7 protein-coding genes and 1 rRNA gene are annotated in these 9,387 nt (G+C 69.2%); 2 read left to right on the forward strand and 6 right to left on the reverse strand.

Annotation, left to right across the window (positions count from 1 at the left end):
- Nucleotide 1: 1 nt before the first annotated feature.
- Genes ACS5NL_RS20960 through ACS5NL_RS20975 form a run of 4 tightly spaced genes read right to left on the reverse strand, consistent with a single transcriptional unit; the run spans nt 2 to nt 3,112 of the window.
- Entirely contained in the window at nt 2–1,171 is a 1,170-nt protein-coding gene (locus ACS5NL_RS20960; protein WP_439355905.1) for an aminotransferase-like domain-containing protein, read from the reverse strand.
- Nucleotides 1,168–1,521, reverse strand: coding sequence for a cupin domain-containing protein (locus tag ACS5NL_RS20965; protein WP_439355906.1), 354 nt, complete (start codon nt 1,519–1,521; stop codon nt 1,168–1,170). The genes ACS5NL_RS20960 and ACS5NL_RS20965 overlap by 4 nt, the downstream gene beginning before the upstream one ends.
- Nucleotides 1,518–2,462, reverse strand: coding sequence for a DMT family transporter (locus ACS5NL_RS20970; RefSeq protein WP_439355907.1), 945 nt, complete (start codon nt 2,460–2,462; stop codon nt 1,518–1,520). Before ACS5NL_RS20970 ends, ACS5NL_RS20965 begins: the two co-directional genes overlap by 4 nt.
- The gene (locus tag ACS5NL_RS20975; protein WP_439355908.1) at nt 2,459–3,112 is read right to left on the reverse strand and encodes a LysE family translocator; all 654 of its coding nucleotides are present in this window, start codon (nt 3,110–3,112) and stop codon (nt 2,459–2,461) included. The genes ACS5NL_RS20970 and ACS5NL_RS20975 overlap by 4 nt, the downstream gene beginning before the upstream one ends.
- Before the next feature lie 124 nt (nt 3,113–3,236).
- Here ACS5NL_RS20975 and ACS5NL_RS20980 point away from each other — a divergent pair, with 124 nt between their 5' ends.
- Nucleotides 3,237–4,697 (forward strand): aminotransferase-like domain-containing protein, encoded by a 1,461-nt coding sequence (locus tag ACS5NL_RS20980; RefSeq protein ID WP_439355909.1) that lies wholly within the window; start codon nt 3,237–3,239, stop codon nt 4,695–4,697.
- On the opposite strand, the gene ACS5NL_RS20985 is transcribed toward ACS5NL_RS20980, so the two are convergent.
- Together ACS5NL_RS20985 and ACS5NL_RS20990 are read right to left on the reverse strand one after the other, a co-directional pair.
- The gene (locus ACS5NL_RS20985) at nt 4,672–6,846 is read right to left on the reverse strand and encodes an ATP-binding protein (protein WP_439355910.1); all 2,175 of its coding nucleotides are present in this window, start codon (nt 6,844–6,846) and stop codon (nt 4,672–4,674) included. The two genes, ACS5NL_RS20980 and ACS5NL_RS20985, sit on opposite strands and share 26 nt — an antisense overlap.
- 33 nt (nt 6,847–6,879) lie before the next feature.
- Nucleotides 6,880–8,787 (reverse strand): ABC-F family ATP-binding cassette domain-containing protein, encoded by a 1,908-nt coding sequence (locus ACS5NL_RS20990; RefSeq protein ID WP_439355911.1) that lies wholly within the window; start codon nt 8,785–8,787, stop codon nt 6,880–6,882.
- Between the two features lie 514 nt (nt 8,788–9,301).
- On the opposite strand from ACS5NL_RS20990, the gene ACS5NL_RS20995 reads away from it, so the two are divergent.
- Nucleotides 9,302–9,387: ribosomal RNA gene (locus ACS5NL_RS20995) — 16S ribosomal RNA — on the forward strand; the annotation flags it as partial.

Genomic DNA, 9,387 nt, shown 5'->3' on the forward strand with positions numbered 1-9,387 from the left:
GTCAGCCCTTCACCGCGCTGCGGATGGTCTCCGCCAGGGCTTTGATGCCGATGCGGATCTGTTCTTCGCTGGCGGTGACGAAGGACAGGCGCAGCGTGCGCGGATCGGGTTCGTCGGCGTAGAAGGCGGCGCCCGGCACGAAGGCCACGCCCTGGTCCACCGCCTTGGGCAGCAGCTCGATCGCGCTCAGACCCTCGGGCAGGCGGGCCCAGAGGAACATGCCGCCGTCGGGCGAATTCCACTGCACGTCCAGCCCGGCCATCTCCTTCGACAGCGCGTCCAGCATGGCGTGGCACTGGGCCTTGTAGAGCGCGCGGATGGTGGGCACGTGGCGGTCGATGAAGCCGTCCTTGAGCACCTCGGCCACCATGCGCTGGTTGAAGCTGGGGCTGTGCAGGTCGGCCGCCTGCTTGGCCTGCAGCAGCTTGGGCATGATGGCCTTGGGCGCGATCACATAGCCCAGGCGCAGGCCGGGCGCCAGCACCTTGGAGAACGAGCCCAGGTAGATGCAGCCCTCGGGGTTGCGCGCGGTCAGCGGCTTCGGCGGCGGCTGGTCGAACCAGAGGTCGCCGTAGGGGTTGTCTTCGACGATGGGCAGGCCGGCGGCCTTCGCCGCGTCCACCAGGGACTGGCGGCGCGCCTCGCTCATGCTGCGGCCGGTCGGGTTCTGGAAATTGGGCAGCACGTAGAGGAAGCGCGCACCGGTGGCCTTCGCGACCAGGTCGGCCACGTCGATGCCTTCCGCGTCGCTGTCCACGCTCACGATGACCGGCTCCATCGGCGTGAAGGCCTGCAGCGCGCCGAGGTAGGTCGGCGTCTCGACCAGCACCTTGCTGCCTTCGTCGATCAGCACCTTGGCCACCAGGTCCAGACCCTGCTGGCTGCCGGTGGTGATCAGCACCTGGTCGGGCGACACGTCCCAGGGCAGCTGCCCGGCGATCCATTCGCGCAGCGCCAGCAGGCCTTCGCTGGACGCGTACTGCAGCGCGGCGCTGCCGTCGGTGCGCAGGACGGTCTCGCAGGCGGCGGCGAAGGCGTCGACCGGGAAGGTCTTGGGCGAGGGCAGGCCGCCGGCAAAACTGATGATGCCGGGCTTCTCGGTCACCTTCAGGATCTCGCGGATCACCGACGGGTTCATCTTGTGGGCGCGTTGCGCGAGCGTCCAGGTCATGGTTTTTCTCCTTCTGGGGGGCCGTAGAACACGACCCAGGTGACAAAGTCTGGGCTGAATTGGTCGAAGCGGTGCGGCGCACCGGCCGGCACGAACAGCACATCGCCGGTCTGCACCTCGGTGCGTTCGTCCCGCAGCCAGAACGCCGAATGGCCGCGCTGCACGATGTACAGCTCGTCCTGCAAGTGTGGCTGCTGGATGTCGCGCCCGAGGCCCGAGGTGGCGGGCGCGAACAGCTCGACGCTCATGCTGCCATGCGCCAGCGCCCGGATGAATGGGGTGCCGTGCGGATAGTCGCCGGCGGGCGCCTGTGGCAGGGCGGCGAGATGGTGCAGGAAGTCGGCCTTCATGCGCGCTCCTGCGGCCGGGGCGGGGCGGCCATGCGCCGGCCCATGAACACGGTGGCGACCACGGCCAGCGCAAACATCAGCGTCAGCGGGTCCAGCGTTTCACCCAGCAGCGGCACGGCGGCCAGGATGCTGATGAAGGGCTGCAGCAGCTGGGTCTGGCTCACGCGCAGGGCGCCGCCGAGCGCCAGACCGCGGAACCAGGCGAAGAAGCCGGCCCACATCGAAAACACCCCCACATAGAGCAGCGCCAGCCAGGCCGATGTGGCCACCGGCTGCGACGGCCAGGTCAGCAGCGCACCCGGCACCGACACGGGCAGGGCCATCACGCAGACCCAGCTGATCACGCGCTCGGCGCCCAGCGTGGGCGTGGCCTGGGCGCCGCCCACGTAGCCCAGCGACGCGGCGATCACGGCGCCGACCAGCAGCGCGTCGGCCCATTCGAAGCCGAAGCCGTGGCCGGCCTGCGCGGCGCGGATCAGGCTGTAGGCGATGACCAGGCCGCTGCCCAGCACCGCGAACAGCCAGAAGCCCAGGCGGGCGCGCTGGTGCAGCAGCCAGGCCGCCACGGCGGCGGTGGCCAGCGGCAGCAGCGCGTTGATGACGGCGGCGTGGCTGGCCGTGACGTGGCGCAGCGCCCAGCCCAGCAGCAGCGGAAAGCCGATGGCGTTGCCCGCCAGCGAGAGCAGCAGCGGACCGCGTTCGGCGCGCGCCGGCAGGCGCGAGCGCGTGGCCAGCAGGTACACCGCCGACAGCCCGCCGGCCAGCGCGGCGCGGGCCCAGGTGACGAACCAGGGCGAGAGCTGCGGCGCGTCGGCGGTGCCGGTGGCCAGCCGCGTCATGGGCAGGGTCAGGCCGAACACCACCACACCCAGCAGGCCCAGCCAGAGGCCGAGCTTGGCGTCGCTCATGCGGTGCGGCTGCAGGGCCGCTGTCTGCGTCATGCCGTGCCCCCGAACGACAGGCCCGCGCCGCCGGCCAGCATCCAGCCGGCGGTGAGCAGCAGGGCCAGTGCCATGCCGCGGTTGAACACCAGCAGCCGGGCGCCGGTGGCCTGGCCATCCACCACCGGGCCGGCCAGCCAGTGCCGCAGCAGCGAGCCGACCAGGGCGTAGCTGAGGTTGCTGAAGAAAGCGAAGGCCAGCAGCACCGGCAGCACGGCCACGAAGCGCTGCGGCGCGTCGGGCTGGCCGGCGATCCAGCCCGCCACGATGGACAGCGCCAGCATCCAGGCCTTGATGTTCAGGAACTGCAGACCCACGCCTTGCCAGAAACCGACGGCCAGGCGGGAGGCGTCCACCGTGGACAGCGACCGGCTGCCCCAGAGCCGCCGCGCCAGCCACAGCAGGTAACCCGAGCCGCCCAGCAGGATGGCCCCGCGCAGCAGGGGCGCCGCCACCACCAGCGATCCCACGCCCGCCGCGCACAGCGCAAACAGCAGCCCCCAGCCCACCGGCACCGCGGCGATGAATCGCAGCGCGCGCGGCAGGCCGCCGTTGGCCGCCAGCGCGGTGGACAGCGTGGTGTTCGGCCCCGGCGTGAAGCTGGTGGCCGTGGCCAGCACCAGCAGGGCGCTGAACTCGCTGGCGGTCATGCGGTTTCCATGGGGGCTTGTGGGCACATGGGGAACACTTTATCCTTTCATATCCATACACAAGCCATACAGATCATCGGTTCAGATGCGGTTTCTGTATGGCTCTCGACGCCCATACACAGCCATGCTGAATCCCGCCGTTCCCGCCGACGAAGACTCGCCGCTGAGCCAGCCCGCGCTCACCCGCACCGCCGCGCAGACCCTGACCGAACAGCTGGCCGAGCGGTTTGCCGCGCGCATCCGCGACCGGCTGCTGGCGCCCGGTGCGCGCCTGCCCAGCGTGCGCCAGTGTGCGGCCCAGCACGGGCTCAACCCCTCGACCGTGGTGGCGGCCTACGACCTGCTGCTGGCGCAGGGGCTGGTCGAGGCGCGGCGCAACCGCGGTTTCTTCGTGCGCGAGCGCGCCCCGCTGCGCAGCGAGGCCGCGGTCTCGCCCGCGCCGGCCGAAGCCTCGCGCATCGCCGCGCCGATCAGCGCCGCCATGCTGATCCGCGGCATGTTCCACCCCACCGGCGGCAAGCCGCAGCCGGGCATGGGCGTGTTCCCGCCGGAGTGGCTGGAGTCGACCTTCATGGCCGCGGCGGTGCGCAAGGTGACCGGCAGCGCGGCGCTGTCCGACAGCTCGCTGCGCTACGGCGAACCGCAGGGCGACGGCCACCTGCGGCGCGTGCTGGCCGCGCGCCTGCAGGGCATGGGCCTGCCGGCCGATCCGGCGCAGATCATCACCACCGTCGGCGCCACGCACGCGCTGGACATCGTCAGCCGCACCCTGCTCAAGCCGGGCGACGCGGTGATGGTCGAGGAGCCGGGCTGGGCGGTGGAGTTCGCGCGGCTGGACGCGCTGGGCATGCGCATCCTGCCGGTGCCGCGCGGGCCGCTGGGGCCGGACCTGGCGGTGATGGCGCGCTACTGCGAGGCGCATGCGCCCAAGCTGTTCGTCAGCGTCAGCGTGCTGCACAACCCGACCGGCTACTGCCTGTCGCCGGCCAGCGCGCACCGCGTCCTGCAGCTGGCGCAGCAGCACGACTTCCACATCGTCGAGGACGACACCTACAGCCACATCGCACCCGAACACGCCACCCGCATGAGCGTGCTCGACGGCCTGCAGCGCACGATCTACGTCAGCGGCTTCGCCAAGATCCTGGCGCCGAACTGGCGGGTCGGTTTTCTGGTCGCGCCGCCGGCCTGGAACGAGCGCCTGCTCGACACCAAGCTGCTGGCCACGCTGACCACGCCCAGCCTGCTGGAGCGCGCGATGGCGCTGTGCATCGAGAGTGGCCAGCTGCGGCGCCATGCCGATCGCATCCGGGCCCGGCTGGACGCGGCACGCAGCCGCAGCGTGAAGCTGGCGCAGGCGGCGGGCTGCCGCTTCGTGGCCGAACCCTCGGGCCTGTTTGGCTGGGTCGACACCGGTGTGGACACCGAGGCCCTGGCGCAGCGCATGCTGGACGAGGGCTACCTGATCGCGCCGGGCGCCCTGTTCCACGCCGCGCGCGCGCCCACCACGCTGATGCGCATCAACTTCGCGACCACGCAGGACGCGGTCTTCTGGAAGGTGTTCAGGCGGCTGGCGGCCGCCCGTTGAGCAGCGCGCCGAGGGCGGCGTCGAGCGAGCGGGCCTCGGCCTGCATCAGCGGCATGGCGCGCTCGAACAGGCTCCAGTCTTTCGCCCGTGCCGCCAGCTCCAGACCCTTGGCCAGCCGTGCGCCGCGTTCGGCCGTCATGCTGCCCAGCGAACCCTTCAGGCCGTGCGCGTGGGCCACGGCGTGGTCGGCATCCCGCCGCTGCAGGGCCATGCCCAGCTGCTGCAGCCGCTCCGCCAGATCGGTGCGCATGGCCAGGGCCAGCTGGCGCAGCGTCTCTTCGTCGCCGTCCAGGCGCCGGCGCAGCTTGTCGACGTCCAGCGCCCCGGCCGCGGCCGGCGTGTGGTGTTTCGCCGTGGTCGGCACCGGTTCGGACGCCAGCAGGCGCGAGGGCATGCCGGAGGCCCGCAGCAGCGCGTCGTCCATTTCGCGAATGAGGGCGAGCGGGCTGACGGGTTTGGGTGTGTAGCCGTCCATGCCAGCCGCCAGGCAGGCCTCGCGGTCGCCGTTCATGGCATTGGCCGTCACCGCCACGATCGGCGTGTGCGGCAGACTGCGCCGGATCTCCTGGTCGCGGATCAGCCGGGTCGCTTCCAGGCCGCTGGTACCCGGCATCTGCACGTCCATCAGCACGATGTCCACGTCGCCCTCCGACCACTGCGCGACCGCCTGCTGTCCGTCGCGCGCGTGGCGCACGGTGAAGCCCAGGCGCTGCAGCATCTGCGTCATCAGCAGCTCGTTGACCGGGTGGTCCTCGGCCACCAGGGCGCACTTGCCCGCAAAGCGCTGGCCCGCCTGCGCGAGCTCGTCCAGCTCGGCCGGCGCGGTCATCGGGGCGTGGTCGGACGGCGAAGCCTCGCCCAGCGGCAGGCTCACCGTGAAGGTGCTGCCCTGGCCGAGCGCGCTTTGCAGCTCCAGGCGCCCGCCCATGAGCTTGACCAGGCGCGAGCAGATCGCCAGGCCGAGCCCGCTGCCGCCGTAGCGGCGTGCGGTCGACGCGTCGGCCTGCGTGAAGGCATCGAAGATGGTGGCCTGCTGCTTGGGCGAGATGCCGACGCCGCTGTCCTGCACTTGCAGCCGCAGCTGGCGCGCGCCCCCGACGGAGTTGGCCAGGTCGGCGGTGATCTGGATGCGGCCGCCGCGCGGCGTGAATTTCAGCGCATTGGACAGCAGGTTGGTCAGCACCTGGCGCAGCCGGCCGGGGTCGCCCTGCATCTGCGCCGGCAACGCGGGCGACAGCTCCATCGACCATCCCAGCGGCTTGGCGCGCGCCTGTTCGGCGTAGAGCGCACCCACCTCGCGCAATGCCTGGTGCAGGTCAAAGCGCACCTGCTCGACGCTGAGCTTGCCCGCCTCGATGCGCGAGAGATCGAGCACATCGTTGAGCAGGCTCAGCAGGGCGTGGGCCGAACTGTCCATCAGCTCCAGCCAGTTCTTCTGCTCCGGGTTGAGCGGCGAATCCATCAGCAGCCGCGTCAGCCCCATCAGCGCGTTCAGCGGTGTGCGCACCTCGTGGCTGATGTTGGCCAGGAACTCGCTCTTGGCGCGGCTGGCCTGCTCGGCACTGGCGCGCGCCTGCTCGGATTCGTTTTCCGCCAGCTTGCGTTCGCTGATGTCGGCCAGGGTGCCCATCAGGCGCAGTGGTCGGCCCTGGGCATCGTGTTCGGCGACCATGCCGTGGCTTTCGACCCAGAGCCAGCCGTCGGCCGTGCGCACCCGGTACTGCGACACCGCGTGCTGCTGCACGCCGCTGAGCAGGTCGTGGTTGAGGGCGTCGATCCGGTCGCGGTCTTCGGGGTGGATGCGCTCCTGCAGGTCGGCGCTGCTCCAGTAGCCCTCCATCGCGATGTCGCCCAGCATCTCGCCCCAGCGGGCGGTCAGGAACACCTGCTGCGTGGCCAGTTGCCAGTCCCACAGCGCCAGCCGGGCGGCGTCGACCGCCAGTTGCAGGTGGTCGCGCGTTTCGTCCAGCGCTTCTTCGGCCAGCAGGCGGCTGTTCGACTCGCGGTGCACCGAGCTGCGTAGGCGGTCCAGCTCGGCGTTCTGCCGGTCCAGCTCAGCCATCAGTTTCTGGGTGCGCTCACGCTCGCGCTGCAGCTCCTGCCGGGTTCGCTGCAGATCCAGGGCGAGACGTTGGGGAATGTCGGACATGTCGAAGGCGGGCGCGGTGCGGCTGCCCGGTGTTCAGGAGCCGCCCAGCGCCTCCCAGCGCTCCAGGGCCAGCATCCATTCCTCTTCTATTTCGGCATGGCGGGCGCTCAGTTGAGCCGCGCGCGCGGGATCGGAGGCGAAAAGCTGGCCGTTGTCGAGCGTCCGGTCGATCTCGGCCTGCTCGGCTTCCAGCGCCTTGATGCGTTCGGGCAGGGCGTCGAACTCGCGCTGCTCCTTGTAGCTGAGCTTGCGTCTGGTCGCGGCCGGGGTGGCGGGTGCCGGGGCCGCGGGGGTGTTCGCGGCGGGCGCCGGGGCTGCGGTGCCGGCCGCCGGTGCGCCCTTGCGCTGCAGTTCCTGAGCCCGTGCCGACTGGGTCAGCCAGTCCTGCACATCGCCCACATATTCCCGCCAGGCGCCATCGCCCTCGCTCACCAGCGTGCTGGTGACCACGTTGTCCAGGAAGCGCCGGTCGTGGCTGACCAGGAACACCGTGCCCTCGAACTGCTGCAACAGGTCTTCCAGCAGCTCCAGCGTGTCGATGTCCAGATCGTTGGTCGGTTCGTCCAGCACCAGCACATTGGCCGGGCGCGCGAACAGCCGGGCCAGCAGCAGGCGGTTGCGCTCGCCGCCAGAGAGGGTGCGCACCGGGGCATTGGCCCGTGCCGGCGAGAACAGGAAGTCCGACAGGTAGCTCTTGACGTGGGTACGGCGGTTGCCAATCTCGATCCACTCGCTGCCCGGGCTGATGAAGTCCTCCAGCGTCGCGTCCAGGTCCACCTGGTCACGCATCTGGTCGAAATAGGCGACATTCATCTGGCTGCCCTGGCGCACCGTGCCGCTGTCCGGAGCCAGTTCACCCAGGATGATCTTGAGCAGCGTGGTCTTGCCCGCGCCGTTGGGGCCGATCAGGCCGATCTTGTCGCCGCGCAGGATGGTGGCGCTGAAATCGCGGATCACGGTGCGCTGGCCGCCGTCGGACGTGGCGAAGGCCTTGCTCACCCGGTCCAGCTCGGCAACGATCTTGCCGCTGGCGCCACCGCTGGCGACTTCCATGCGGACCCGGCCCACCGCGTCGCGGCGCTGGGCGCGCTGCTCGCGCAGCCGCTCCAGCCGGGTGATGCGGCCCTGGGCGCGGGTGCGCCGCGCTTCCACACCCTTGCGGATCCAGACCTCTTCCTGCGCCAGCAGCTTGTCGGCACGGGCGTTGATCACCGCTTCCTGCGCCATCTGTTCCTCTTTGAGCAGCTGGTACTGGGCAAAGTTGCCCGGGTAGCTCAGCAGACGCCCGCGATCAAGCTCCACCATGCGGGTGACCACCCGGTCCAGGAAGGCGCGGTCGTGGCTCACGGTCACGACGCTGCCGCGGTATTCCAGCAGCAGGTCTTCCAGCCAGGTGATGCTGTCCATGTCCAGATGGTTGGTCGGCTCGTCCAGCAGGAGCACGTCCGGGCGGCTGACCAGCGCCTGGGCCAACGCCACGCGCTTGCGGTTTCCGCCGGAAAGCTGTCCCACGGTGTTGGTGCCGTCCAGATGCAGGCGGTGCAGGGTCTCTTCGACGCGCTGTTCCCAATTCCAGGCGTCCAGCGCCTCGATGCGGCTCTGCAGGGCGTCCAGGTCCAGGCCATCCGCGTGGCTCAGGTACAGGTCGCGAGCCTGCCTTGCCTCCGCCAGCCCGAGAGCCGCCGCTTCGAACACCGTGTCCGCAGGGTTGAGATCCGGTTCCTGGGGCACGTACGCCACGCGCAGTCCGCCCTGCATCAGCAAGGTGCCGTCGTCGGGCTTCTCCTGGCCGGCAAGGATTTTGAGCAGGGAGGATTTGCCGGTGCCGTTGCGTCCGATGAGCCCGACACGCTCCTGCGTTTCCAGTGCAAAGTCGGCATGGTCCAGCAGGGCGACGTGGCCAAAAGCCAGCTGCGCGTCTTGCAAGGTGATGAGCGCCATATATATAGAGAAGTCAAAAGGGCATTATCACTAGGGCCCTCAAGAGGATGGCGAGGGGCTCGCCCAGGACCGGCATTCCGGGCGGCGTGGCAGGACAGCTCGAGCCCCCTCAAAAATTTTCGAGTCACGTTGACGCTGGCCCAAAAACTGTCGTATACTGCAAGGCTTCGCTGCTCGCTGAGTTGCTTCTGAGAAGAAACAAAAAAGCAGGTGGCGAACGCGGCGCCAGTCGCGGCAGTCAGTCAGAAATTTCGGGTTAACCCTAAAAATTTTGACGCGACGCCAAAAACTGGTGTATACTGCAAGGCTCCGCTGATCGCAGCGAGTCGAACAAGAAGACGGGTCAAGCGGCCTGTGATTCTTGAGGTTCATTAAAAACATACAGCCGATAAGCGTGGGCGTTTGAAGGCGATTGCCAAAGAGTTCGCAAGGACTCGAGTCGCAAGACTTTAAACGCTCATGAGAATAGAAGTGAAGTTCACTTCAATTCCGTTTTTATGAGTAATTCAAGATCGAACTAAAGAGTTTGATCCTGGCTCAGATTGAACGCTGGCGGCATGCTTTACACATGCAAGTCGAACGGTAACAGGCCGCAAGGTG

The sequence above is a fragment of the Hydrogenophaga sedimenti genome (assembly GCF_051857515.1).
Taxonomy (GTDB): Bacteria; Pseudomonadota; Gammaproteobacteria; order Burkholderiales; family Burkholderiaceae_C; genus Hydrogenophaga.

What these genes read in the sequence shown, in the direction of transcription:
- ACS5NL_RS20960 (WP_439355905.1), bottom strand. Translation starts at nt 1,171, where the DNA reads ATGACCTGGACGCTCGCGCAACGCGCCCACAAGATGAACCCGTCGGTG.
- ACS5NL_RS20965 (WP_439355906.1), bottom strand. Translation starts at nt 1,521, where the DNA reads ATGAAGGCCGACTTCCTGCACCATCTCGCCGCCCTGCCACAGGCGCCC.
- ACS5NL_RS20970 (WP_439355907.1), bottom strand. Translation starts at nt 2,462, where the DNA reads ATGACGCAGACAGCGGCCCTGCAGCCGCACCGCATGAGCGACGCCAAG.
- ACS5NL_RS20975 (WP_439355908.1), bottom strand. Translation starts at nt 3,112, where the DNA reads ATGACCGCCAGCGAGTTCAGCGCCCTGCTGGTGCTGGCCACGGCCACC.
- ACS5NL_RS20980 (WP_439355909.1), top strand. Translation starts at nt 3,237, where the DNA reads ATGCTGAATCCCGCCGTTCCCGCCGACGAAGACTCGCCGCTGAGCCAG.
- ACS5NL_RS20985 (WP_439355910.1), bottom strand. Translation starts at nt 6,846, where the DNA reads ATGTCCGACATTCCCCAACGTCTCGCCCTGGATCTGCAGCGAACCCGG.
- ACS5NL_RS20990 (WP_439355911.1), bottom strand. Translation starts at nt 8,787, where the DNA reads ATGGCGCTCATCACCTTGCAAGACGCGCAGCTGGCTTTTGGCCACGTC.